22 protein-coding genes are annotated in these 24,117 nt (G+C 72.3%); 15 read left to right on the forward strand and 7 right to left on the reverse strand.

The features are described 5' to 3' along the window. The 12 genes from FRAQA3DRAFT_RS23195 to ilvD form a co-directional block, all read left to right on the forward strand. On the forward strand, positions 1–2,630 hold a 2,630-nt coding region (locus FRAQA3DRAFT_RS23195; RefSeq protein ID WP_009741489.1), incomplete at its 5' end, for a transglycosylase domain-containing protein. Between the two features lie 311 nt (positions 2,631–2,941). Beyond that, positions 2,942–4,951, forward strand: a complete 2,010-nt coding sequence (locus FRAQA3DRAFT_RS23200) for a glycosyltransferase family 87 protein (RefSeq protein WP_009741490.1) — start codon at positions 2,942–2,944, stop codon at positions 4,949–4,951. Next, entirely contained in the window at positions 4,944–6,329 is a 1,386-nt protein-coding gene (locus tag FRAQA3DRAFT_RS23205) for a hypothetical protein (RefSeq protein WP_009741491.1), read from the forward strand. The genes FRAQA3DRAFT_RS23200 and FRAQA3DRAFT_RS23205 overlap by 8 nt, the downstream gene beginning before the upstream one ends. A gap of 109 nt (positions 6,330–6,438) precedes the next feature. After that, a complete protein-coding gene (locus tag FRAQA3DRAFT_RS23210) occupies positions 6,439–6,783 on the forward strand; it encodes a hypothetical protein (RefSeq protein ID WP_232291716.1) in 345 nt (114 codons plus the stop codon). A 267-nt stretch (positions 6,784–7,050) separates the two neighbouring features. Next, complete coding sequence (rpsF, locus tag FRAQA3DRAFT_RS23215) at positions 7,051–7,356, forward strand: 30S ribosomal protein S6 (protein WP_035921391.1); 306 nt, start codon at positions 7,051–7,053, stop codon at positions 7,354–7,356. Between the two features lie 63 nt (positions 7,357–7,419). After that, entirely contained in the window at positions 7,420–7,980 is a 561-nt protein-coding gene (locus FRAQA3DRAFT_RS23220) for a single-stranded DNA-binding protein (RefSeq protein WP_009741494.1), read from the forward strand. A gap of 50 nt (positions 7,981–8,030) precedes the next feature. Then, positions 8,031–8,267 (forward strand): 30S ribosomal protein S18, encoded by a 237-nt coding sequence (gene rpsR, locus FRAQA3DRAFT_RS23225; protein WP_009741495.1) that lies wholly within the window; start codon positions 8,031–8,033, stop codon positions 8,265–8,267. Positions 8,268–8,278: 11 nt separating this feature from the next. After that, positions 8,279–8,725: a 50S ribosomal protein L9 gene (gene rplI, locus FRAQA3DRAFT_RS23230; RefSeq protein WP_009741496.1), complete on the forward strand. Its 447-nt coding sequence runs from the start codon at positions 8,279–8,281 to the stop codon at positions 8,723–8,725. 544 nt (positions 8,726–9,269) lie between these two features. Continuing rightward, positions 9,270–10,634, forward strand: coding sequence for a replicative DNA helicase (gene dnaB / locus FRAQA3DRAFT_RS23235; protein WP_009741497.1), 1,365 nt, complete (start codon positions 9,270–9,272; stop codon positions 10,632–10,634). 172 nt (positions 10,635–10,806) lie between these two features. Continuing rightward, the gene (locus FRAQA3DRAFT_RS23240) at positions 10,807–11,151 is read left to right on the forward strand and encodes an antibiotic biosynthesis monooxygenase (RefSeq protein ID WP_009741498.1); all 345 of its coding nucleotides are present in this window, start codon (positions 10,807–10,809) and stop codon (positions 11,149–11,151) included. Between the two features lie 29 nt (positions 11,152–11,180). Next, positions 11,181–12,359, forward strand: coding sequence for a hypothetical protein (locus FRAQA3DRAFT_RS34260; RefSeq protein WP_051054465.1), 1,179 nt, complete (start codon positions 11,181–11,183; stop codon positions 12,357–12,359). 286 nt (positions 12,360–12,645) lie between these two features. After that, positions 12,646–14,499: a dihydroxy-acid dehydratase gene (gene ilvD / locus FRAQA3DRAFT_RS23250; protein WP_009741499.1), complete on the forward strand. Its 1,854-nt coding sequence runs from the start codon at positions 12,646–12,648 to the stop codon at positions 14,497–14,499. Between the two features lie 65 nt (positions 14,500–14,564). Here the strand turns inward: ilvD and egtD are convergent, their stop codons facing one another. The 4 genes from egtD to egtA are packed head-to-tail and all read right to left on the reverse strand — an operon-like array spanning position 14,565 to position 19,374. Then, entirely contained in the window at positions 14,565–15,659 is a 1,095-nt protein-coding gene (gene egtD, locus FRAQA3DRAFT_RS23255) for an L-histidine N(alpha)-methyltransferase (RefSeq protein WP_009741500.1), read from the reverse strand. Positions 15,660–15,702: 43 nt separating this feature from the next. After that, the gene (egtC, locus tag FRAQA3DRAFT_RS23260; RefSeq protein ID WP_009741501.1) at positions 15,703–16,533 is read right to left on the reverse strand and encodes an ergothioneine biosynthesis protein EgtC; all 831 of its coding nucleotides are present in this window, start codon (positions 16,531–16,533) and stop codon (positions 15,703–15,705) included. A gap of 4 nt (positions 16,534–16,537) precedes the next feature. Next, on the reverse strand, positions 16,538–17,971 hold the full coding sequence (locus tag FRAQA3DRAFT_RS23265; RefSeq protein ID WP_009741502.1) for an ergothioneine biosynthesis protein EgtB: 1,434 nt from the start codon (positions 17,969–17,971) through the stop codon (positions 16,538–16,540). Next, a complete protein-coding gene (egtA, locus tag FRAQA3DRAFT_RS23270; RefSeq protein WP_369809374.1) occupies positions 17,953–19,374 on the reverse strand; it encodes an ergothioneine biosynthesis glutamate--cysteine ligase EgtA in 1,422 nt (473 codons plus the stop codon). Before egtA ends, FRAQA3DRAFT_RS23265 begins: the two co-directional genes overlap by 19 nt. A gap of 607 nt (positions 19,375–19,981) precedes the next feature. Between egtA and FRAQA3DRAFT_RS23275 the strand changes: the two genes are divergently transcribed. From FRAQA3DRAFT_RS23275 to arfB, 3 genes are all read left to right on the forward strand, one after another. Next, positions 19,982–20,773, forward strand: coding sequence for a nuclease-related domain-containing protein (locus FRAQA3DRAFT_RS23275; protein ID WP_009741504.1), 792 nt, complete (start codon positions 19,982–19,984; stop codon positions 20,771–20,773). A gap of 260 nt (positions 20,774–21,033) precedes the next feature. Further along, positions 21,034–21,180, forward strand: a complete 147-nt coding sequence (locus FRAQA3DRAFT_RS23280) for a DLW-39 family protein (protein ID WP_009741505.1) — start codon at positions 21,034–21,036, stop codon at positions 21,178–21,180. A 98-nt stretch (positions 21,181–21,278) separates the two neighbouring features. Next, on the forward strand, positions 21,279–21,713 hold the full coding sequence (gene arfB, locus FRAQA3DRAFT_RS23285; RefSeq protein WP_009741506.1) for an alternative ribosome rescue aminoacyl-tRNA hydrolase ArfB: 435 nt from the start codon (positions 21,279–21,281) through the stop codon (positions 21,711–21,713). Positions 21,714–21,836: 123 nt separating this feature from the next. Here the strand turns inward: arfB and FRAQA3DRAFT_RS23290 are convergent, their stop codons facing one another. The 3 genes from FRAQA3DRAFT_RS23290 to FRAQA3DRAFT_RS23300 all read right to left on the reverse strand — a co-directional run bounded on the left by FRAQA3DRAFT_RS23290 (position 21,837) and on the right by FRAQA3DRAFT_RS23300 (position 24,114). Continuing rightward, positions 21,837–22,184 (reverse strand): molybdopterin oxidoreductase, encoded by a 348-nt coding sequence (locus FRAQA3DRAFT_RS23290; RefSeq protein ID WP_009741507.1) that lies wholly within the window; start codon positions 22,182–22,184, stop codon positions 21,837–21,839. A 224-nt stretch (positions 22,185–22,408) separates the two neighbouring features. Beyond that, on the reverse strand, positions 22,409–23,251 hold the full coding sequence (locus tag FRAQA3DRAFT_RS23295) for an ABC transporter permease (RefSeq protein WP_009741508.1): 843 nt from the start codon (positions 23,249–23,251) through the stop codon (positions 22,409–22,411). Continuing rightward, on the reverse strand, positions 23,248–24,114 hold the full coding sequence (locus FRAQA3DRAFT_RS23300; protein ID WP_009741509.1) for an ABC transporter permease: 867 nt from the start codon (positions 24,112–24,114) through the stop codon (positions 23,248–23,250). Before FRAQA3DRAFT_RS23300 ends, FRAQA3DRAFT_RS23295 begins: the two co-directional genes overlap by 4 nt. Positions 24,115–24,117 lie beyond the last annotated feature (3 nt).

A 24,117-nucleotide genomic window follows, 5' to 3' on the forward strand; every position in this document is an offset into this window, starting at 1 on the left:
CGTCCGGCCCGCCGCTGCCGACCGGACCCGACCGGGCCGCTGGCGGCCCGCGGACCTCGCCGAACGTGAACACCCTCTACGACACCGTGGACCAGGCGGCGCTGCGTCGGGTCGACGTCCGGGAACGCACCGCCGACGCGACCGTCTACCACAAGGTGACGGCGGATCCGGCCGGGCCCGACGCGACGGGCGGTGCCGGCATGACGGAGGTGACGCCGGTGCGCCGGGTCGCCGGGCGGCGCCGCGACCGGCCCACCCAGGCGACCGAGCGGATGGCGGTTCGGGTTGGCGAGCGAGAGGCGGCCGAGGGCCGCACCGGGCCGGGCCGGGCCGGTGCCCGTCGTCCGGCCCCCGGGCGAACCGGGCCGGGCCGCGGCGCTCCGGCGCGCTCGTCGCGGGCGGCGATGGGAGGCCCGGAGGGGCCAGGCGGACCCGACGGGCCGGGCGGGCCGGGTGGCGGCGGTCGCCCCCCTCGCCCGGGCCAGGGCCATCGTGGCCCGATGTGGTGGCGGCGGCGGCCACGCTGGCTGCGCCGGCTGGTGCTGGCCGGGGTCTTCTCCTCGATCCTGCTGTTCGTCGCCGGCGTCGGCGTCGTCTACGCGGCGACCCGGGTGCCGCTGCCCGGCGAGGTGAAGACGGACCAGACGTCGATCATCTTCTACGGCCCGCCGGCCGGGACGAAGCAGGACACCGGCGACGAGCTCGCGCGCATCGGGACGGTGAACCGCACCGACGTGCCACTGGCCCAGGTGTCCAAGGACATGCAGCACGCGGTGCTCGCGGCCGAGGACAAGAACTTCTACAACGAGCCCGGCATCTCGCCGAAGGGCATCGCACGGGCGCTCTACGTCAACGTCACCGGCGGCGAGCTGCAGGGTGGTTCGACCATCACCCAGCAGTACGCGAAGAACGCCTACCTGAGCCAGGAGCGCACGTTCAGCCGCAAGATGCGGGAGATCGTGCTCGCGGTGAAGCTGGAACGGAAGTACTCCAAGGACCAGATCCTGGAGTACTACCTGAACACGATCTATTTCGGCCGCCGTGCCTACGGCATCGAGGCCGCGGCGAAGGCGTACTTCAACACGACCGCGGCCAAGCTGACCGCGGGCCAGGGCGCAGTGATCGCCGGTTTGATCCGCTCGCCGAACTATCTTGACCCGGCGAAGAACCCGGGCCCCGCGGCGAATCGCTGGCACGACGTCGTGTCGACGATGGTCGCCGAGGGCTGGGCGCCGGCGAGCCTCGCCCAGGAGAACCCACCGCAGCCTCTCCCCCGGGCGGAGGACGCGGCCGCCTCCTCCGCCCAGGTCACCTACATCCGCGAGCAGGTCAAACGCGAGCTGATGGCCGCGGGCATCACCGAGGACCAGATCAACCGCGGCGGCCTGCGGATCACCACGACCATCGACAAGGGCCGCCAGATCGCCGCCTTCCAGGCCGTCAGCGGGGTGCTCAGCCAGGCCTATGCCGCCGTGCCGGACCTGCGCACCGGCCTGTCCGCGGTGGAACCCGGCACCGGGCGGATCCTCGCCTGGTACGGCGGGTCGCTGTACGGCAAGGACGCCCAGGGACACGCGCAGTACCAGGACAACGTCTCCCAGGCGGAGGTGCAGTCCGCCTCCACCTTCAAGACGATCACTCTGGTCGCCGCGCTGCAGAAGAACATCAACCTGAAGTCGACCTTCGCCGCACCCGCGAAGATCACTCTTCCGGGCAACTACGTGGTCAACAATGACGAGAGCGAGTCGGGCGACCTCGGCTACAAGGACCTCATCGAGGCCACCGCCGCCTCGATCAACACGGTGTACGTGCCGCTCGGCCAGAACATCGGCGTGCGGAACGTCGTCAGCACCGCGCGTCTGCTCGGCATCCCGGACAACACCCGGCTGCCGAACGAGGCCGGCGTCACCCTGGGTAAGGACCCGGTCCACGCCATCGACATGACCTCGGTGTACTCGACCCTCGCCGCGGGCGGCGTCCGGGCGAAGCCGCACATGGTCGACAAGGTGGTGGACGGGACCGGACAGGTCATCTACTCGGGCAACCCGGAAGCCAAGCAGGTCATCCCGACGACCGTGGCGCGTGACGCCACCTACGCCCTGCAGAGCGTGATCAACGACCCGGGCGGGACCGGCACCAAGGCCCGGCTGGCCGGCGCGCGCGAGGCGGCCGGTAAGACCGGCACGTCGACGGACTTCCGCTCCGCGTGGTTCTGCGGCTATACCAAGGAACTGTCGTCCTGCGTGAACATGTTCCGCGGCGGGGGCACCGACAAGGAGCTGCTCAAGGGCATTCCTGGCGCGGAGAAGGGTGTCTACGGCGGCACCTACCCGGCGCGGATCTGGAAGGCCTTCATGGACGCGGCCCTGCAGGGCGTGCCCAAGTCCAAGTTCGACCCGCCGGCCTTCGGCGGACTCGTCCAGGACAACGAGCCGGAACCGACACCCACGCCGACGATGACTCCAAGCGCCGCAGCGACGTCGGGCGCCGTCGATCTCCTGGGCGGACTGTTCGGCGGCAACGGCGGTGACCAGCAGCAGCCGCAACAGCAACAGCAACAGCAGCCCGGGGCGAACCGCCCGAACCGCTCGCCCAAACCGCCGGGGCTCTTCGCGGACCCTTTCGGGTGACCGGTGGGCCGACCGCGCCGGCGGGTTCGGGAAATCGGGGCGTCGTCGAGATGCGCACCCGCAGTCCCGAACCCACCGCGGCGCATGACGGTCGGTCCACCGGTCCCACTCCCAGGTGATCTTCTCGGTCTCCGCGTGGGCGCCGTCCGGCGGCGGCCGGATGCCGCCAGCACGGCGTCCGGCCCCACCGGCCGTCCCGCCATCGCCCGGGTGTGGCCCGGGTGGAGGACGCACCATGCGGGCGTGCCGGGGCTGAGGCGGCGACACCTGCCGGAACTGCGGTCCCCGGCCCGGCCGGGCTGTGTACCACAATGGCCCGCATGGCCACGACACCGGCGTCTCCCGCCCGCGTCAGCCCGGCCCGGGAGGACCCGGTCGTGGCGGGCGCGAGCCAGCTCATCGGCGGGCCGCCGGGCGAACACGCGGTCCTGGCGGACCGGCGGACCTGGCTGACCCCGCTGCGCGTGCTGATGGCCCTGGTCATCGTGGCCAGCGTGCTCGGCTACACCCAGAAGATCGGTTGCCGGGACACGCGGACCTGGACGCACGAGCACCAGTACAGCGCGCTGTGCTACTCCGACGTCGTCGCCCTCTACAGCCAGGAGGGCCTGGTCGATGGGAAGATCCCCTATCTGGACTACCCGACGGAGTACCCGCCGCTGATCGGTGCGGCGATGGCGCTCATCTCCTGGCCCGCGGGCCACGCCTCCGGCCCGAAGGCGGTCTACCGGGACGATGGCGGCCGGCGCGTGTTCGACCACTACACGATGGATCGGCGCTCGGCCGTCTTCTACGACCTCACCGCGCTGCTGTTCATGATCGCCGCGTGCGTGGCGGTGGCCTGCACCGCGCTGGCGGCCGGCTCCCGGCGGGTCTGGGACGCGGCGCTGTTCGCGCTGGCCCCTGCGCTGGTCCTGCATCTGCTGACGAACTGGGACATCCTCGCGGTGGTGTTCGCGGCCGGTGGCCTGCTCGCCTGGTCCAGACGGGCGCCGCGGCTGGCCGGCGTGCTGCTCGGCCTGGGCATCCTCACCAAGCTGTATCCGGTGCTGTTCCTGCTCGGACTGGGCATCCTCTGCCTGCGCGCCGGGAAGCTGCGCGAGCTGGCGAAGACCGTCACCGCGGCGGTCGTGACGGTGATCGTCGTCGTCGTGCCGCTGTGGCTGTCCGCCGGCTACTTCGACGAGCAGAACAACAAGGTCGGCGACAGCATCTGGACGACCTTCTGGCGCGGAGGGGACTGGCTGCGCCTGCTCGGCGGGGGCCCGGACGGGGCACGCAACGGCCTCGCCCGGTTCATCGACCTGAACTCCGACCGGAGCGCCGACTGGGACTCGTTGGCGTTCGGGGCGACCTGGCTCGCCGACCGCCACGACCCCGCCTGGTTCGGGCCGCTGCACCTGGTGGTCTGCGTCGTGATGGCGGTCGTCGTCCTCGCGGTGGCGGCGGCGCTCATCGTGCACCGCCCGGACACCCGCCGCCTCGTCGCCGCCTCGGCGGTGGCGGCGTTCGGGACCGTCGCGATCGCCGTCCCGCTGGTCCTGCAGGGCATCCGGGAGCACGGCCTGCCCGTGGGCACACTGAACATCATCACCGCCGCGACCCTGGTGGTCGCGGTCGTCGCGATCGGGCTGCTCACCTGGTTCGCTCCGCGCCGGCCGCGACTGCCCCAGGTGCTGTTCCTGCTCGTCGTCGCGTTCCTGCTGAGCAACAAGGTCTTCTCCCCCCAGTACACGATCTGGCTGCTCCCCCTGGTGGCGCTGGCCCGGCCGCGGTGGCGGCTGTTCCTGCTCTGGCAGGCGTGCGAGGCGTGGGTCCTGTTCACCCGCTTCATGCACTTCATCTACAACGACACGCAGGGCCGGCACGGGATCGACCGGGGCTGGTTCGTCGGCGCGGTGGCGCTGCGCGACCTGGTGCTGCTCGTCATGGCGGCGTTCGTGGTGCGGGAGATCCTGCATCCGCGGGCCGACGTGGTGCGGACCGGAGGGTCGCTGGATCCGACCGATCGACTCGCCGCGGACCGGCCGGCGGCGGGGCTGGACCAGGACGCGGTGGATGACCCGGCCGGAGGAGTCCTGGATCACGCGCCCGACGTGCGCGGTGGCTGGCGCGGCCGGCCGACGAGGCCGGCGCGCGACGGCGACCCCGAGCCGGAGTTGGCGACCGTCGCCGCGCGGGCGGCGGTGGCGGACGAGCCCACGCCGCCGCGGCCGGAGCTCGAGCCGGTGGAGCCGGGTGCCCTGTTCCGGCCGCGGCACGACCGATCGGGCACGGCTGGTGGGTCGGAACCCGACGGCAGCGGGCCCGCCGGTGGCTGAGGCGGTCCCCCGGGATCCGTCCGCCGACCCGGTGGCCCCCTTCCACCCAGGCATTCCACCCGGCCGGGGCGGCCTCGCCGGACTGGAGGGCGCATCGGGTGCGGGGGACCCTGCTGGCCAGGGGGAGCAGGCTGATCAGGGGGAGCGGGCTGGCCAGGGGGAGCGGGCTGATCAGGGGGAGCGGGCCGGGGCGGGGAGCTGGGCCGGGACGGACGAGCTCGTCGGCACCCGCGACCTCACCGGCATCGCCCACTCGGGCTGGGCCCGCCTGCCGGAGTCCGTTCGGGCCACGCTGCCGCTCTGGCTCGCCAGCCGGATCGCCGTCGCGCTCCTCTCCCTCGCCGCGGCGCGGGCGCTGACCTCGAAACCGGCCCGCGACGCCCCGGGCCTGCGAACCCTCTGGGACCGCTGGGACGTCGGCCTGTTCACCAAGGTCGCCCGGTACGGCTATCTCTCCCCCGCCTACTCGGACCGCACGGAGGTCGACTTCCCCGGCCTGCCGCTGGCCATCCGCCTCGTCCACCTGATCGTGCCGGACTGGATCGCCGCCGGTCTCGTCGTCTCCCTGCTCGCGGGCGCCGTCACCGTGGCCGCGCTGTGGCGGCTGGCCGCGGACGAGGTCGGCGCCCCGGCCGCGAGGTTCGCCGTCGTCGGCCTGATCTCCTTCCCGTACGCGGTGTTCCTGTTCGCCGCCTACTCCGAAGGCCTGTTCCTGGCGTTCGCGACGGCGTCGTGGCTCGCTGCCCGCCGGCAGCGCTGGTGGCTGGCCGGGCTGCTCGGCGCGGGGGCGGCGGCCACGCGGATCAGTGGCGTTGCCTTCGGCGTGGCACTCGCCGTGCAGTACGTGGTCGGCCGGCGCGCGGCGGGGCGGCCGGTGTTCGCCTGGCCGGCGTTGTCGCTGGCCCTCCCGCCGATCCCGGTCCTCGCCTACCTGGGCTACCTGCGCGCGCGCACCGGCGGCTGGGGCGCCTACACGGACGCCATGCGCGACGGCTGGCACCGCGGCCTCGACTGGCCCTGGTCCGGATGGGCGACCACCTGGTCGTCGGCGACCGACGGCAACGGGGCGTCGACGTTCGTGTGGTTCTGGCGCGGGGAGCTGCTCGCGGTAGTCGTCGGCGTGCTGCTGACGATCGTCCTGATGGTCGGCCGGCGGTGGGGGGAGGCGACCTTCGTCGGCGTGATGACCACGATCATGGCCTGCACGAACTACTACGCCTCCGGGATCCGGGGCATCCTGGTCGCCTTCCCCCTCTACCTGCTGCTCGCGCGAGCCGCCGCGCGCCATCCCCGGGTCGTGCCGGTGTATCTGTGCCTGTGCGCGCCGGTGATGGCGGTGCTGGTCGTCGCCTTCACCCAGGGGCAGTGGGTCGACTGACCCCGCCCACCGCGTCGGTTCGCGCGTGCCACCGGTGCGGCGGTACGACCCTCCAGTCGGGGATGCGGAACGATGTCGCTGACGCCGCGTGCCGTGGCGTCGATGCAAAGTGACGGAGGGCGATGCGGTGGATACCGGGGACTCCCGGGCGGGCCGGCCTGACGTCGGGCCCCGGGACGGTGGGGACGCTGCCGGTGGCAGTGGTGGCGGCGGCGGTGGGTCGGATGGCGGCGCGCGCGGTGGCCCGCGCACCGTCGCCCGGCTCGTGGGCGGGCTCGCGGGTCTGGCCGCTCTCGCCGTGCTCGGGCTGGCGTTCGCGGACCCCACCCCGTCGCGTCATCTGCGCGGCCTGCTGATCACAGTCGATCTCGTCTGCCTGGCCGGGGTGGCGACGGCCTGGCTGCGTGTGGTCCTGGCGGTCGGGGCGCCCGGGGCGCCGAAACGGATCGAGTAAGCTCATCGGGACACGCCGTGCGTCGGCGCACGCGTCTGTTCGCTGGTCAGCCATTGATCTCTCATCCGGATCGCCGGTCTGCCACGAGCGGTCGCCGTGCACTGCTGATCGTCCGGATGTGCCGGCGGGCGATCCCTCTCGGGTCTTCGACGCCGCGCGCGTCCTCGGCGGCACAGATCCGGTCCACGGCTCCTCCTGCCACGGAAAATCCGTGGCCGCCCGAGTCCACAGGAGGTGGGTTCAACCTTGGCACGTCACTATGAGCTCATGGTGATCCTCGATGCTGATCTCGAGGAACGCACCGTAGCGCCGTCCCTCGACCAGTACCTCGGTGTCGTCCGACAGGGCGGCGGCGTGGTCGAGAAGGTCGACATCTGGGGCCGGCGCCGGCTCGCCTACGAGATCGCGAAGAGCCATGAGGGCATCTACGCGGTCATCGACCTGCACGCGGAGCCGGACGTGGTCGCCGAGCTCGACCGCCAGCTCGTCCTGAACGAGTCGGTCATCCGCACGAAGGTCATCCGGCTCCCCGAGCCGAAGAAGCCTCGCCAGAGCCGCCGGGTGGCGGCATGACCCGGTCCGCGGCGACGGCGATCTCCTCGCCGTCGTGGGCCGCCGAATTCCGGGAGGGCGCCCGTGGCCGGTGAGACGATCATCACCGTCGTTGGCAACCTGACCAGCGATCCCGAGCTGCGGTTCACGTCGAACGGCGCCGCGGTGGCGAGCTTCACCATCGCCTCCACGCCGCGCACGCTGGACCGCCAGACCAACGAGTGGAAAGACGGCGAGGCGCTGTTCCTGCGCTGCTCCATCTGGCGTCAGGCCGCCGAGCACGTCGCCGAGTCGTTGCAGAAGGGCGCCCGTGTCATCGTGACGGGTCGGCTCAAGCAGCGCTCGTTCGAGACTCGTGAGGGTGAGAAGCGCACTGTGATTGAGCTCGAGGTCGACGAGGTCGGCCCTAGCCTGCGCTACGCGACCGCCAAGGTCGTCCGGGCCGCCCGCGGTGGCGGCGGCGCCGGTTTCGGCGGTGGCGGTAGCGGTAGCGGCGGTGGTGGCTACGGGGGTGGCGGTGGTGGCGGCGGCGGCTACGGCGCGCCGGCCAGCGTCCCCTCCGGCGCCCCGGCCGGCGGAGTCCCCAATGATGATCCCTGGTCGCAGCAACCGGCCGGTGGCTACTCAGACGAGCCTCCGTTTTGAGCGGGCGCTCGTCGTCCTCGCGGTCGACACAACGAGGTAGGAGCACATCCATGGCCAAGGCGGCCGTGCGCAAGCCGAAGAAGAAGGTTTGCGTCTTCTGCAAGGACAAGGTCGAGTACATCGACTTCAAGGACACCTCGCTGCTGCGCAAGTACATCTCGGACCGGGGCAAGATTCGCGCCCGACGGGTGAGCGGCAACTGCAGCCAGCACCAGCGCGACGTGGCGACGGCGGTGAAGAACAGCCGCGAGATGGCGCTGCTGCCCTACACCGCCTCGGCCCGCTAGGGGGTGGCGCGATGAAGCTCATCCTGACCCAGGAGGTCCCAGGCCTCGGTAGCCCGGGCGACATCGTCGAGGTCGCGAACGGCTACGGGCGCAACTACCTGGTGCCGCGCAAGTACGCGATCATCGCGACCAAGGGCGCGGAGCGCCAGGTCGAGCAGATCAAGCGGGCTCGCTCGGCTCGGGCGGTCCGCGACCTCGGCCACGCCCAGGAGATCGCCGGCCAGCTCGGCGGCCTCAAGGTCGAGCTGATCAGCCGGGCAGGCAAGGAGGGCCGGCTGTTCGGCTCGGTGACGGCGGCCGACGTGGTCGAGGCCGTCACCGCGGCGGGCGGTCCCGAGCTGGACCGGCGGCGCGTCGAACTGACCACGCCGATCAAGTCCCTCGGGGCGTACACGGTTGCCGTGCATCTTCACCCCGAGGTCACCGCATCGGTGAAGCTCCAGGTCAAGAAGGCATAGGACCGGCGGTACCGCGCTCGGGAGCCGGCAACGCCGCCTTGCCGGCGAGGTACGGCTGTCCCGGACTGTCGAACTCCCCCGGCCGACCCACCCCAGTGGTGGTCGTCGGTCCGGGGGAGTTTCGTCGTTGCGGGACCGGCCCGCGGCAAACTTTCTTCCGTCCCGTCTTATCCACAGGCGGCTGGCCGGATGCGCTTGCCTCACCTGCGGTCCCCTGGCGTTGTGGTCCCTGATTTCCACAGGGTGTGCACCGCTGTCCCGAGGTCCTCCCCAGGTTCAGGCAGGTTACCCACAGCTTTTCCACAAGGGCCTGTGGATAACTTTTTGGTGGGGGTGGTCGTCGATCCGTATGGTCGGACCCTCCAGACTGGGGGTCCGCCGGACTCGCCTGGCCAGTTCAGGGGCCGCGCGTCAGGTGTACGGGTCGCGTTCCCGTGCGGCTGGCGATCCGGTGGGTGCGGCGGCGTGGCCCGTTGACCGCAGCTCTGGCATGTACGAACATGTGTTCGAATGTGGATCTGCGGGAGAGCGGGGAGGGTGCGTCGTGAGCGTCACCGAGATCTCGCGCGGCGGCGCAGGCGGCGGCGCGGAGTTCGAGCGGACCCCGCCGCACGACCTCCCGGCCGAACAGAGCGTGCTCGGCGGCATGCTGCTGTCGAAGGACGCCATCGCCGACGTCGTCGAGGTCCTGCGGATGGCGGACTTCTACCGCCCGGCTCACGGACTCGTCTACGAGGTCATCGGTGACCTGTACGGCCGGGGCGAGCCCGCCGACGTCATCAGCGTCGCGGCCGAGCTCAGCCGCCGCGACCTGCTGGAACGGGTGGGCGGCCCGGCGTACATGCACACCCTGATCTCCAGCGTGCCCACCGCGGCGAACGCCGGATACTACGCGCGCATCGTCGCCGAGAAGGCGGTCCTGCGCCGCCTCGCCGAGGCCGGCACCCGCATCGTCCAGCTCGCCTACGGCGCCGCCCCCGACGTCAGCGACGTCGTGGACCGCGCCCAGGCCGCTGTGTACGAGGTGACCGAGCGGCGGGCGAATGACGACTACCTGCCGCTGGGGGAGCTGCTCAACCCGGCCCTGGAGGAGATCGAGTCGATCCAGGGCCGCGGGGAAGGCGCGCTGACCGGCGTGCCGACCGGCTTCGTCGACCTCGACGAGCTGACCAACGGCCTGCACGGCGGCCAGCTGTGGATCGTCGCGGCCCGGCCGGCCGTTGGGAAATCCACGCTGGGGTTGGATTTCGCGCGGGCGGCGTCGATCAAGAACGGGCTGACCTCGGTCATCTTCTCGCTGGAGATGAGCCGTATGGAGATCACCATGCGGCTGCTGTCGGCCGAGGCGCGGGTGTCGCTGCAGAACATCCGCACCGGCCGGCTCACCGACGACGACTGGGCCAGGTTGGCCCGCCGGATGGGCGAGGTGGCCGAGGCGCCGCTGTTCATCGACGACAGCCCGCACCTGACGATGATGGAGATCCGGGCCAAGGCTCGCCGGCTCAAGCAGCGCAACGAACTGCGCCTGGTCATCCTCGACTACCTGCAGCTGATGTCGTCGCCGAAGAAGGTCGAGAGCCGTCAGCAGGAGGTCAGCGAGATCTCCCGGTCACTGAAGCTGCTGGCCAAGGAGCTCGACGTGCCGGTAGTCGCGATCTCCCAGCTCAACCGCGCCTCCGAGCAGCGGGCCGACAAGCGCCCCCAGGTCTCCGACCTGCGCGAGTCCGGCAGCCTCGAACAGGACGCCGACGCGGTCATCCTGCTCTACCGGGAGGACACGGTCGAGAAGGAGTCGGCGCGTGCCGGGGAGGCGGACCTCATCATCGCCAAGCACCGCAACGGGCCGACCGGCACCGTCACCGTCGCCTTCCAGGGGCATTACTCGCGTTTCGTGGACATGGCGAACTGACCCGTCCCCGGCCCGGTTCCGGGCACGGGGTCCGACCGGTGCCCACCTGCGCTGGTCTGCGGACCACGATCCCCGGACGGTGACACACTGGGCGCTATGACCCACGGGAAGATGCGGCCCCACGGGAAGATGCGGACCACGGGCTACATGCAGCGCACCGAGGAGACGTCCGGTGAGTGATGGCGGGAACAGCGGCCCCGAGGGGTCGGGCGTCCTGGAGATTGCCCGGTTCGACGTCCAGCCAGGCACCGAGGAGAAGTTCGTGGCCGCCTACCGGGAGGTGCGCCCGGAGCTGGTCGGCACGCCCGGCTGCCGGGCCGCGCGGCTGACTCGGGGCATCGAGTCGCCATCGAGCTTCGTGCTGCTCGTCGAGTGGGAGACCCTCGACAGCCACCTGAAGAACTTCCGGGAGTCCGACCGTTTCGTCCGCTGGCGCGCGGCGCTGGGACCGTACTTCGCCGGCCCGCCGTCGGTCGCCCACGGCGTCGACGTCCCGGCCGGCCCCGACCCGGCCTGACCTGCCCGCGATCGCCTGGACCCCTGACCATGGAAGCGTTCTTCGGGTATCTGTTCGTCGCGCCGTTGACGGCCGTCTTCTTCGGCTTCCTCATCTGGCTGATCCCGGCGATCGTGCTCCGCGACCGGATCGGCAGGCTTCAGGTCCGACCGTTCGCGTTCTTCGTCACCGGCTACGCCTTCACGGTCGTCCTGACCCTTTACCTGCTCATCGCCCGGGCCTGGGTGGGACCGATCGCCGGCACCGTCGCCTCGCTGGGACTCGTCTGGGTGATTCGGGACCAGTGGCGGCGGCGCCGACCCCCTGGCAGCCGGAAGGTGAATCCCCGTGGCGGGCCGCCGCAGCCCGGTCAGCCGGGACCCGCCGGTCAGCAGCCAGCCGGGTACCCCGGTCAGCCGATCGGCCACCCGGGTCCGCCAGGCTATCCGGGTCCGCCCGGCTATCCGGGTCAGCCCGGCTATCTCGGCCACTCGGGCTATCCGGCCCAGTCGCCGCAACCTGGCTATCCGGCGCAGCCTCCTCATCCAGGCCAGCCCGGTCATCCCGGCGGTCCGGGGCAGCTTGGCCAGCCGGTTCAGCCCGGTCTTCCGGGTCGGGCGGGCCAGCCCGGTTATCAGAGTCCCCAGTCGCCCCCCTACCCGTCCGCCCACCCGGGGAGCGCGGTGCCTGCCCCGCCCGGTTGGCCTGGCCTGCCGGCGGCCGGGCCGGCGGCAGGCGGGCCGAGGGCCGGCGGTCGCGGCGGAACGCCGCCCGCGAAGTCCGGTGCCCGCCCGCCGGGGGACGAGGACGGTCCGTCGATCTCCGACTTCCCACCGATCCCGGACTACCCGCCGCTGTCCGAGCATCCGTCGGTCCCCGACTTTCCCTCCATCCCGGACTTCCCGCCGATCCCAGACTTCCCGCCGATCCCAGACTTCCCGCCGATCCCGCCGATCCCGGACTACCCGCCGACCTTCGACGAGCACGCGGGCCCTGCGGCCGGCAGTGGCGGCGGGGACGATCTGGGTGGCACCGATCGCCCGACCGACCCGACCGGCGGGCCGGCAACCGGCGCTGGTTCGCCGCCCGACGCCCCGGCGGGTGGCCGAGGCGGCGGGCGGCGGATCGCCGGCTACCCATGGGCAGCCCCGCCGCCGGGACCGCGTCCGGGCGGCGCGACCCCGAGGCCGCCCCGGACACCGCCCGACGAGCCCGACCCGGACGCCTGAACGCCTGAACGCCCCCGCCTGTCCACGGGGATAAATCGGGCACGAAACCCTGTGGACAGGCAAGGAAGGCCCGGCGCGGCCCCGGCCCCGCCTATCCGGAGGGATAAATCAGGCACGAAGCCCTCTGGATAGGCAGGGGAAGGTTCGGACGTCGCCGACGGGCGGGTTCGCGTGATCGGGCCGCTGCGCAGGGTGGCGCCCGTGATGTGGCGTACCGTCGTGGCATCGCCAGTCCGCTGCCGGCGGTCCCCGTCGGGGCGTAGCCGACGTGATGTCCGAGGTCGAGATGCCCGCTCTCCGCTCCCGTACCACCACGCATGGCCGGAACATGGCCGGGGCCCGCGCCCTGTGGCGCGCGACCGGCATGACCGATGACGACTTCGGCAAGCCGATCATCGCCGTCGCGAACAGCTTCACCCAGTTCGTGCCGGGCCACGTGCACCTGCGTAACCTCGGCGCCCTGGTCGCGGGGGCGGTCGCCGAGTCCGGGGGAGTGGCCCGGGAGTTCAACACGATCGCCGTCGACGACGGCATCGCGATGGGGCACGGCGGGATGCTGTACTCGCTGCCGTCGCGGGAGATCATCGCCGACAGCGTCGAGTACATGGTCAACGCGCACTGTGCCGACGCGCTGGTCTGCATCTCCAACTGCGACAAGATCACTCCGGGCATGCTGCTCGCGGCACTGCGCCTCAACATCCCGACCGTGTTCGTCTCCGGCGGGGCGATGGAGTCCGGCAACGCGGTGATCTCCGGCGGCACGGCCCGCTCCAAGCTCGATCTCATCACGGCGATGTCCGCGGCGGTGAACCCGGAGGTCTCCGACGGCGACCTGTCGACGATCGAGCGGTCGGCCTGCCCCACCTGCGGTTCCTGCTCCGGCATGTTCACCGCGAACTCGATGAACTGCCTGACCGAGGCGATGGGGCTGTCCCTGCCCGGCAACGGTTCGACGCTGGCCACCGCCGCCGCCCGCCGTGAGCTGTTCGTCGAGGCCGGCCGGCTCGTCGTCGACCTGGCCCGGCGCTACTACGAGAAGGACGACGAGGCCGTCCTGCCCCGCTCGATCGCGACGGCCGCGGCCTTCCGTAACGCGTTCGCCGTGGACGTGGCGATGGGCGGCTCGACGAACACTGTGCTGCACCTGCTCGCCGCCGCCGTCGAGGCCGGCGTCGACGTCACGCTCGCCGACATCGACCAGATCTCGCGCACCGTGCCCTGCCTGTGCAAGGTCGCGCCCAGCTCCACCCATTACTACATGGAGGACGTGCACCGGGCCGGCGGGATCCCGGCGATCCTCGGAGAGCTGGACCGGGCCGGCCTGCTCGACCAGGACACCCACTCGGTGCACGCGGCCAGCCTGCGCGAGTTCCTCGACCGCTGGGATGTCCGTGGTGCGAACCCCTCGCCGGACGCGGTCGAGCTGTTCCACGCGGCGCCGGGCGGGGTGCGCACGATCGAGCCGTTCAGCTCCACCAACCGCTGGGATTCCCTCGACACCGACGGGGAGAACGGCTGCATCCGCTCCGTCGAGCACGCCTACTCCGCCGAGGGCGGCCTCGCCGTGCTGTTCGGCAACCTCGCCACCGAAGGCGCGGTCGTCAAGACCGCCGGGGTGGACGAGAGCCAGTGGTCCTTCCGCGGCCCGGCGCTCGTCGTCGAGAGCCAGGAGGACGCGGTCGACGCCATCCTGAACAAGCGGGTCCAGCCCGGAGATGTGATCATCGTCCGGTACGAGGGCCCCCGGGGCGGCCCCGGCATGCAGGAGATGCTCTACCCGACGGCCTTCCTCAAGGGGCGGGGCCTCGGGCCCAAGTGTGCGCTGATCACGGACGGCCGGTTCTCCGGCGGGAGCTCGGGCCTGTCGATCGGCCACGTCTCACCGGAGGCGGCGCACGGCGGCACGATCGCCCTTGTTCGCGACGGCGACCTCATCGACATCGACATTCCGACGCGTCGGCTGGAACTGCTCGTCTCCGAGGAGGAACTGGCGCGGCGGCGGACCGAGCTGGAGGCGGCCGGTGGCTACCGGCCGGCGAACCGGGAACGCCCCGTCTCGGCGGCGCTGCGCGCCTACGCGGCGATGGCGACCTCGGCGTCGACCGGCGCCGCGCGCGACGTCGGCCTCCTGGGCGGCTGACGTCGCGAGCGGCTGACGTCGCGAGCGGCTGACCGGCCCGGCCCTCGGGCGGGGCCGGTCAGGGCTCAGACCGGGGCCGCGGCGGGCGCGGTCGAAGGCGTCGCGAGGGTCACGGCGAAATCGCCCTCGGGGTCGGTCCATTGCTGGGTCACTGCCCAGCCGGCGTCCGCCAGCTCCGCGGTGATCCCGTCCCGGGTGAACTTCGCGCTGATCTCGGTCAGCAGGTCCTCCCCGCGCTGGAATTCGACGGTCAGTGCGAGGGAGTCGATGGTCACCCGCTGGTCGCGGACCGCGCGCAGCCGCATCTCGATCCAGGAGTCCGCCGCGTTCCACCGGGCGACGTGCGCGAAGCCGCGGATGTCGAAGTCCGCGCCCAGCTCCCGATTGATCACGGTGAGCACGTTGCGGTTGAACGCGGCGGTCACGCCGGCCCCGTCGTCGTAGGCGGCGACGAGCCGGTCCGGGTCCTTGACCAGGTCCGTGCCGAGCAGCAGGGCGTCGGTGGAGCCGCACTGCTCGCGCAGCGCGCGCAGGAACCCGCCGCGCTGGGCGGGCTGCATGTTGCCGATCGTGCCGCCGAGGAAGGCGATCAGGCGCCGACCGCCGCCGGGCAGGTGCGACAGGTGCCGCTCGAAGTCGCCGACGACCGCATGCACGGCCAGGTCCGGGTAGGCGGCGATGAGGCTGCGACCGGCCTGCGTCAGCGTGGACTCGTCGACGTCGAACGGGACGAACCGGCGTAGGCCGCCGGCGGCCCGCAGGGCGTCGAGCAGCAGCCGGGTCTTCTCGGACGTGCCCGAGCCCAGTTCGATGAGCGTGTCGGCGGGGCAGGCGGTCGCGATGTCGCTCGCGTGGCTGTCGAGGATCGCCCGCTCACGCCGGGTGGGGTAGTACTCCGGCAGCTTGGTGATCTCGTCGAACAGCATGCCGCCGGTGGCGTCGTAGAACCACTTCGGCGGCAGTTCCCGGGGATTCGCGGTGAGCCCGGTGAGCACGTCGCGGGCCAGGGCGACGGCACGGTCCGCCGCACTCACGTGCCGGTCCAGGGCGAGCCCCGGGGCCGAGGTCGCCGCGGCGACCTCGGCGCCGCCGGCGATGCCGTCCATGCCGGAGGTGCCGGCGGCACCCGCGGAGGTGGTCGTCGGAGTCCTCGGTGTCATCGTGGCGCCCTCCATCGACGTGGTGCAACCCACAGTAACCGATCTAGGAGATCAAACTACGAAGAGTGACTTTGTGCGTGTTGGCCACGAGGAGATGATGGTCCGGAACGTCGACCCAGCCCGGTTCGTCATCATCCGGCTCGCTCGCGACCAGCACGCCGTCGGGCTCCACCCGGTAGAACAGGCTGTCCCGCCAGGCGGTCGCGACCAGCTGGGTGCCATCCGTCACCAGCAGGTTCAGCCGGGCCTCGTCGCCGTCGACCGCCGCTGCCGCCGGTTCTGGCTGAGGTTCCGTCCCGGACGCCCAGTCGCCGGCCCACGGCACCACGCCACCCGCCCGTCGATCCGCGAGGCCCGCGCCACTCAGTGACAGCACGACGTCGGCAACGGCGTCGGCCAGCGGGCGCTTCCCGGCCTGCTCCCAGACCAGCGCGGCCAGCAGCGCCGAGTCGCACGCGGAATCGGGCTCGGGGGCGCCGGGCCGCTCGCGCAACAGCGCCCGCACGGCCGCGGGGTCGACGCGCCCGTTGTGGCTGAGCAGCCGGGCCCCGTCGGTGAAAGGGGCCGTCGACGACTCCTCCACCGGCATGCCCACGCTGGCGCTGCGCACCGCCGCCAGCACGCAGCCGGACGCGATCGCGCCCGCCATCGACGCGTAGGAGGCGTCTGTCCACATCGGCACCGCGCGGCGCACCCGGGCGGGCTGCGGGCGCAGCGCCGGGGCGTACCAGCCGACCCCGAAGCCGTCGGCGTTGATCGTGCCGTGCCGCATCCGGCGCGGTGCCCAGGACTGGCGCAGCAGGCTGTGCGGTGCGTTCATGGTCAGCCGCGCCAGGGTGCGCGGCGCTCCGAGCCAGGCGAGATGGCGGCACATCGACTCAGCCGGCGTCGCGGGCCAGCCGGAAGCCCGCGAAGATCTGGCGGCGGATCGGGTAGTCCCAGTTGCGGAAGGTGGTGCGCACGGCCGCCGGATCCGTCGCCCAGCTTCCGCCGCGCAGGACACGGAATGCCGAATCCCTGCCGGGCCTGGGGAAGAAGACCTCGCTGTACTCGCGGTACGGATGGGAGCGGAAGCCCGGGTAGGGCGTGAAACCGCTCGCGGTCCATTCCCACACGTCCCCGATCATCTGCTCGGCTCCGCAGGGACTCGCGCCCGCGGGGTAGGCCCCCAGCGGGGCCGGGCCACTCGTGCGATGACCCAGGTTGGCATGCTCCGGCGTCGGATCGGTGTCCCCCCACGGATAGCGCCGTGAACGTCCGGTGGCCGGGTCGTGGGCGGCGGCCTTCTCCCACTCCGCCTCGGTGGGCAGCCGGCGGCCGGCCCAGCGGGCGTGCGCCTCGGCCTCGTACCAGCAGACGTGCTGGACCGGCTCGTCGAGCGGCACCGGCTCGACCCGGCCGAAGCGCCGGCGCAGCCACACCTCGCCCTCGCGCCACCAGAACGCCGGCGCCGTCAGGTTCTCCTGCTGACGCCACTGCCAGCCCGCGGCCGACCACAGACGCTCGTCGTCGTAGCCGCCGGCCTCGATGAAGGCGATGTGCGCCCCATTGGACACCGGCAGGGTGTCGATCCAGAACGCCGGCAGGTCCACCTGGTGCGCGGGTCGCTCGTTGTCGTACGCCCAGGGCTCGATGCTGGTGCCGAGCGTGCACGGCCCGGCCGGCACCAGCACCTCGGCGCGCGGCACGGGCCGTCCGGGCGGTGGCGCCTGCCCCGCAGCGAGCAGCGGCGGCCCGGCACGCAGCTGATGGGTGGCGAGCATCGTCTCGTCGTGCTGGTGCTCGTGCTGGATGACCATGCCGTAGACGAAGCCGTCAGCGAGTAGCCGGTGCCGGTCCGCGGCCGGGTCGGGTCCCACCGGCCCGCCGGGTCCGCCGGCGCCGGGAACCGGTGGCGCGTCGACCTCCCCGGCGTCGGCGGGCAGCGGCGCGAGCCGGTCGAGGATGTCGAGGGTCCGGCCGCGGACCTCGCGCAGGTAGGCGCGGGCCTCGGCCGGGCCGAGCAGCGCGAGGCGGATCCGGCTGGCCCGGCTGTGCCGGAAGGCGTCGTAGACGTCGTCGAGGCCGGGCCGGGTCGCGGCGACGTCGCTGAGCGCGCGCACCAGCCAGAGATCCTCGTAGTTGCCGATGTGGGCGAGGTCCCAGACCAGCGGCGACATCAGTGGCGAGTGCTGGCGGACGAGCTCGTCGGTGTCGATGTCGGTGTAGGCCAGCGAGCGCGCCCGCGCGAGGTCGAGCGCGCTGGCCACGGCCTGCGCGGTGACCGGCGCCGCCGGGGGCGCCGGATCCTGGGTCAGGCGACCGAAACGCACAGTTGTGCCTCCTCGCGCAGCAGGCCGGTCGGGCCGATCAGGGCGAACCGCTCGGACAGTTCGTCGGCCGGACATCGGCCACGTTGCGGATAACGTTCGTTGAAAATCTCGACCGCCTCGGCGAGGTCGGCGCAACCGGCGCGGTGCAGCGCGGCGGCGGCGAGCTCCAGGCAGCGCACCGCAGCCAGCCGCAGGGGCTCGTCGGCCATGCCGAGCATCGCCGCGGCCGGCCAGCGTCGGGCCACCGGCGCGCATGCCTCGGCCGCTCCCCGGGCGGCGACCGGATCGTCGAGAAGAGCGGTGGCCACCGCCACCGCCACCCGCCAGCCCTCCCCGGGCTGGGCGTCGAGGTAGCGCAGCTCCCACCAGCCTCGCGGGCGCACGGGCGGGAACACCGTCGTGGCGTGGTATGACAGATCGTCGAGGGTCGGCGCCCGTTCGACCGGGCCCCGCCCGGCGACCCAGTCCCCGAACGTGTGCCCGCCGGTCACCGCGACGAAGCGGCGGTCCTCGCCGGGCCCGACGTCGCCCGCCGGGTCGCCGATCATCATCAGCTTCGCGTCCAGCAGGTACCTCGCCCAACGGTCGACGAGATCATAGGGTCGCGCCGTCGCCGCGCCAGGCCCCGTGCCGCGGGTCGTCGGCGGCGCGGGCAGGTCCAGCACGGAGCCGGTGCGGCTCGCATCGATGCCCGACCAGACCGCCTGGCGGGTCGAGCGCCAGCCGGTACGCCGGCCGGCCAACGCCGGCGAGGCGGCGAACATCGCGGTCAGCACCGGCCCGACCTCGTGGGCCAGCCGGAACCGGTGGGCCGCCTGCGCGGGCGTCGCGCCGAGGTCCAGATTCACCTGGACGGATGCGGTGGAGCACATCATCACCTCGCCGGAGGTCCCCCCACCGGTCCGGAAGTGCTCCTCCATGGCGGCGTACCGGGAGGCGGTGGTCTGGCGCACCCCGGCGCGCAGCGGATCCACCCCCATCCCGACGACCGCGAGGCCGTCCTCGGCCAGCGCCGCCCGCACCAGGTGAAGGTCCGCGGCGGTGGACTGGACGGCCGCCGCGAGCCCGGCCGGCGGACCCGACAGCTCCAGCTGGCCGCCGGGCTCGAAGGTGAGCAGGCTGCCCCCCGGCAGGACCGGCCCGGCGGCGCCGGCGCCCAGGCCGGCGATCCGGTCAAGCGCCCGGCGGGTCCGCGCCGGCGGGACCGGCTGGTGGACCGCCCGGCTGTCCACGACGAACCACTCCGTCTCGATCCCCACCGACGTCTCGATCCCCACCGACGTCTCGATCCCCACCGACGTCTCGATCCCCACCGACGTCTCGGAGCCTGGTGACCTCTCGGAGGTCGGCGACGGCTCGGGGCTCGGCGGGGAGCCGGGGCCCGCGACATCACCGCCAGGCACCAGGAGTGACCCTCCCGCGGGGTTCTCGGCCGGGGCGACGCAGCCGGCGGCGAAGGCCCACACCGCGTCGAGGTCGACGGGCCGGTCCGGGTGAGCCGACTCCGGGCGAGTCGGGGCGGAGGGCTGTCGGCCGGGCGACTGTCGGCCTGGCGACGGTGCTCCCGGCGATCGGTGGGACGACGGCGGCTCATCGTCCCCGGATCCCCGGAGTGTCACGTGACGTGGCATTCTGCGGCTCCTTCTCGGTGCTGCCACCGGTCGGCGCGGCGCCCGGTGGCGGCCTTCCCGGGGGGTTCTCCCCTGCGCGGCCCGCTCCCTACCCGGCTGTTGCGTGTGGTGTCGCCTCGGCCGGTTCGCCGATGGGTGGTATAGATGTGGGTTCAACGTGGTTCTCTCTCGCATATTCCACGCCCTTGACCCTGTCGCTGTTGTGTATTCGATGGAATGGTGACCGGGATGGACCAGAAAGCCGGTAGCGCGCCGTGACGGACTGGCGCCCGACCCGGTCCCGGACCCGGAGACAACGCCGAGCGCGACGGCGTCATGACGGCGCCGGGAGGTGGTGACCGCGGCCGTGTCCGATCGGCAGTCAGCGGGACGTTCGGCCATGGCCGAGTACCTGCGGCGCAAACAGTTGTATTCAGCCGAACGCGGAGATCACAAAAGTCGGGCGCTGGCCGTCGGCGGGGCCCTCGCGGTGGGCGCCGCCCTGGTCATCGCCGTGCTGTGCGCCCTCGCCGGGCTGCCCGGTGTCGTGACCGCCCAGCTCGCGGTGCTCGCGGCGCTCGCGGTCGGCGTCGTCGGGGCCGTGCGTTTCCTGCGCACCCCACCGGAGATCGAGGCGTGGCGCGAGGACGCGGAGGCCGAACGCAGCACCGCCCGCGCGCTCGACCGGCTGGTCCGCGCCGGCTACACCGTGCTGCACGACCGGTCCCTGGCGGACTCGGCCGGCAACATCGACCACCTCGTCATCGGGCCGTCCGGGGCCTGGGTGATCGAGACCGACGCCCACCAGGGGCCCGTCCGGCAGAACGCGGCCGGCGTCTGGGCCGGCAAGGTGCCGCTGCGGGCGATGCTCGGCCTCGTGGCGTGGATGGGTGAGGAGGCCACCGCCCAACTGCTCGGCGAGCTGCCGGACGGCTGGCAGCTGGAGGTCCAACCGGTCGTCGCCTTCGCGCGCGCCGAGGTTCCGGCCGGGCTCGCCCTCGTCGAGGGCGTGCTGCTGCTGCCCGCCGCCGGGGTCGCCGAATACGTGCTGTCCGCCGGGGTGGTACTGCGGCCCATCGACGTCGCAATGCTGGTCGACGTGGCCGAGCGGGCCTTCCCCGCCTACGAGGTGTCCGGGCCGCCGCCGTCCTGGCCCACCCGCTCCCGGCTGCGCGGCCTGCTGCGGCGCTGACCGGTCTGACGGCGCTGACCGGTCTGACGGCGCTGACGGGTCTGACGGCGCTGACGGGTCTGACCCGCGCTCGGTCGGCGTCCGTCGCGACGGGTGCGGCGAGCTCGTTGGGATCGGCGGCGTGACCGGGGGATTCGTGTTCCGTTCTGGACCTGCTTGAGATCCGTTGGCGGGCCCCGCCGCGGACAGGCCGGCGATGGTCGGGATACCGTGGAACTACTGAGTCACCCCCGGCCGAGGACGCCGACGAAGGAGTCGACATGGCGCGCAAGATGACCGTGCTGGCGCTGCTGGCTGGTGCGGGGGCCGCCTTCTCCGCCGCCCGACGGCGGTCCCGGGGCAAGGAGGAGATCGACCTCTGGCGGGAGGCGACGTCCACCACCGGGTCCCCGGCCGGCGGACGCTGACGGCCCGCGCGGCAGCGCGCCGAGCGGTGTGCCCGCGCCGGCTCGGTGGCCCGGAACTCGCCTGACGCCGAGTGGCATGGTCGGGCACCATAGGAGCCATGCTGCCCCGTGAGATCCCGGTTCGCCCGGGTCTCGTGCTGCCCTCGGCCGATCTGCACTGGCGGTATTCGCGTTCGTCCGGGCCGGGCGGCCAGTCGGTCAACACGTCCGACTCGCGGGTGGAGCTTTCCTTCGACGTCGCCGGCTCGCCGGCCCTGTCGCCGACGATGCGTCAGCGCGCGCTCGCGCGCCTGGCCGACCGGCTTACCAATGGCATGCTCACGGTCGTCGCGAGCGAGCAGCGCTCGCAACTGCGAAACCGGGAGGCCGCGCTCGGCCGGCTGGTGGACGCCCTGCGGGCCGCGACCGCCCCGCCGCCGCGACCGCGGCGGCCGACGCGGCCCTCCCGCGGGGCCGTCGAGCGGCGCCTGCAGGCGAAGAAGCAGCGGTCCGCGACGAAACGGGACCGCCGCAGTCGGCCCCCCGAGGACTGAGCTCGCCGCCACCCGGCCCGTTCCGCGCTGTCCGCCGATTTTCCGCGCTGCCCGGTCGGTCCCGCCGTGTCGCCGCGGTCCCGGCGGCCCATCCCGGCCCGCCCGGCCGCGAGGAACGCGCGATCAGAGCTCGACGATGCCGACGTCGGCGACGAGCGTGCCGAGCAGGCCCGCGGGCGCGGCAAGGTGCAGCTCGATGTGGGTCGAGGGGGCCAGATCCTCGACGACGCGCAGCGGGACGTGGACGGAGCCGCGGGCGCCGATCGGGAAGAAGCGCATCGGCACCCCGTCCCGGTGCAGGATCAGGCAGATCAGCTCGTCGGTCGAGTTGCCGCCACGGAAGTACAGCGGCTGGGCGGTGACGCCGGCCGGGACCACGTAGCTGAACGCCGGGCCGAGCGGGAACGGCGCGTCCAGGCCCTTGCCCTCGAACGGGACGATCCCCTGTAGGAAGCGAGGCGTGGTGAACATCCGCTCCTCCTCCCGCCGAGGATCCACGCGCATGCCGTCCGTACACCTCCCGGAATTTTCGCTCGAACGTGTTTCCGTCATGTTACGGCCCCGCCCGCAGCCGCCCCACCGCCGACGCCGCCGCGTTCCCGCCTGCTTCTCCAGAGGGACGAAACGGACAGGAAGGCCTCTGGATAAGCAAGGGACGAGCCGGGAGGAGCCGGGGAAGGCGGGGCCTGCCGGGGTCAGATCTGGCGGCGGCGCAGCAGGAGCGCGTTGCCGAGCGCGAGCAGCACGCCGACCACGAAGATGATCGTGGCCATCACGTTGACCTGGGGTGGCACGCCGACTCGGGTCGCGCCGAAGACCCATAGCGGGAACGTGAGCGTGCTGCCCGCGTTGAACGTCGTGATGACGTACTCGTCGATCGACATCGCGAAGGCGAGCAGCGCCCCCGACAGCACTCCGGGCAGGATGAGCGGCAGGGTGACCAGGCGGAACGTGGTGAACGGGCCGGCGCCGAGATCGCGGGCGGCCTCCTCGACGGAGCTGTCGAAGCCGGCGAGCCGGGCCCGCACGACCACCGCCACGTAGGAGATGTTGAACATGATGTGGGCGATGAGGATGGTCAGGTAGCCCCGCGGCACGCCCATCGTGATGAACAGCGACAGCAGCGACGCACCGAGTACCACCTCCGGCGCGGCGATGTTGGCGAACATCAGCAGCTCCACGCCACCGCGGCCGCGGAAGGTGTGCCGGCCGAGCGCGAGGCCCATCAGCGTGCCGAGCGTGGTGGCGACCGCGGTGGACAGCAACGCGATCGTCAGCGAGTTGACCAGCGCGGTGGTGAGGTCGGGGATGGCGAACAGCTCGCCCCACCAGCGCAGGGTGAAGCCGTTCCAGGTGTTGTTGCGCTTGCCGACCCGGTCGTTGAAACCGAACACGATCATCACGATGATCGGCAGCACCAGCCAGAGCAGGATCAGCCAGGTGTAGGCGTGCAGGAGCCGCTCGCCCAGGCGCCCACCGCGCCCACCGCCGGGCCGCGCCGGGGCGAGGCGGGGCGGCGCGGAGTCCAGGCTGGTCAACGGGTGCTCATCTCCAGCACGTCCCTGGTGCCGAGCAGGCGGGCGTAGACGAAGATCCCGATGAGCAGCACGGCCATCAGGATGAACGACACCGCGGAGGCCAGAGGGTAGTCCGCGTTCGTCAGGTACGTCGTCTGGATGATGTTGCCGATCATGGTGGTGTTCGTGCCGCCGAGCACGTAGGCGTTGACGAAGTCCGACGTCGCCGGGACGAAGGTGAGCAGGAAGCCGGCGAACACCCCGGGCATCGACAGCGGCAGGACGACCCGGGTCAGCACCCCCCGGCGGTTCGCGTACAGGTCGTCGGCGGCCTCCAGCAGCCGCGGGTCGATCCGCTCCAGCGCCACGTAGATCGGCAGCAGCATGAAGGGGAAGAAGTTGTACGTCAGCCCGGCCACGACCGCGAACGAGGTGGCCAGGACGTGGAAGTCGGCCGGCAGCAGCCCGGCGTCCTTCAGGTTGCCGAGCAGGATGCCGTCGTCGGCGAGCAGGAACTTCCAGGAGACCGTGCGGATGACGAACGAGACGAAGAACGGCAGCAGCACGCCGAACAGGTAGTTTGATTTGTTCCGGCCGGCGTGGAAGGCGATCCAGTAGGCCATCGGGTAGGCCAGCAGAATCGTCGTCACCGTGGCGATCAGGCCAAAGATCAGTGAGCGGATGAACTGGGTTTCGTAGGTGGTGATCGCGTCGGCGTAGACGCCGAAGTCGAAGGTCTGGGTGAAGCCGTCGACGACGTTTCCGGTCTGCAGCGAGACCGACAGCATGACGGCTGTCGGCACGACGAAGAAGATGGCCAGCCACAGCCCGCCGGGCAGGACGAGGAAGTAGGGGGCGAGGGCCCCTGCCCGCCGCCGTCTCACCGC

This window comes from Frankia sp. QA3, assembly GCF_000262465.1.
Classification (GTDB): Bacteria; Actinomycetota; Actinomycetes; order Frankiales; family Frankiaceae; genus Frankia.

Excerpts from the sequence above, each read along its gene's own strand:
- rpsR (WP_009741495.1), top strand. The coding sequence starts at position 8,031 with ATGGCCAAGGCGGCCGTGCGCAAGCCGAAGAAGAAGGTTTGCGTCTTC.
- FRAQA3DRAFT_RS23290 (WP_009741507.1), bottom strand. The coding sequence starts at position 22,184 with ATGTTCACCACGCCTCGCTTCCTACAGGGGATCGTCCCGTTCGAGGGC.
- FRAQA3DRAFT_RS23280 (WP_009741505.1), top strand. The coding sequence starts at position 21,034 with ATGGCGCGCAAGATGACCGTGCTGGCGCTGCTGGCTGGTGCGGGGGCC.
- rplI (WP_009741496.1), top strand. The coding sequence starts at position 8,279 with ATGAAGCTCATCCTGACCCAGGAGGTCCCAGGCCTCGGTAGCCCGGGC.
- rpsF (WP_035921391.1), top strand. The coding sequence starts at position 7,051 with ATGGTGATCCTCGATGCTGATCTCGAGGAACGCACCGTAGCGCCGTCC.
- egtC (WP_009741501.1), bottom strand. The coding sequence starts at position 16,533 with ATGTGCCGCCATCTCGCCTGGCTCGGAGCGCCGCGCACCCTGGCGCGG.
- FRAQA3DRAFT_RS23275 (WP_009741504.1), top strand. The coding sequence starts at position 19,982 with ATGGCCGAGTACCTGCGGCGCAAACAGTTGTATTCAGCCGAACGCGGA.
- egtD (WP_009741500.1), bottom strand. The coding sequence starts at position 15,659 with ATGACACCGAGGACTCCGACGACCACCTCCGCGGGTGCCGCCGGCACC.
- arfB (WP_009741506.1), top strand. The coding sequence starts at position 21,279 with ATGCTGCCCCGTGAGATCCCGGTTCGCCCGGGTCTCGTGCTGCCCTCG.
- ilvD (WP_009741499.1), top strand. The coding sequence starts at position 12,646 with ATGCCCGCTCTCCGCTCCCGTACCACCACGCATGGCCGGAACATGGCC.
- FRAQA3DRAFT_RS34260 (WP_051054465.1), top strand. The coding sequence starts at position 11,181 with ATGGAAGCGTTCTTCGGGTATCTGTTCGTCGCGCCGTTGACGGCCGTC.
- FRAQA3DRAFT_RS23200 (WP_009741490.1), top strand. The coding sequence starts at position 2,942 with ATGGCCCGCATGGCCACGACACCGGCGTCTCCCGCCCGCGTCAGCCCG.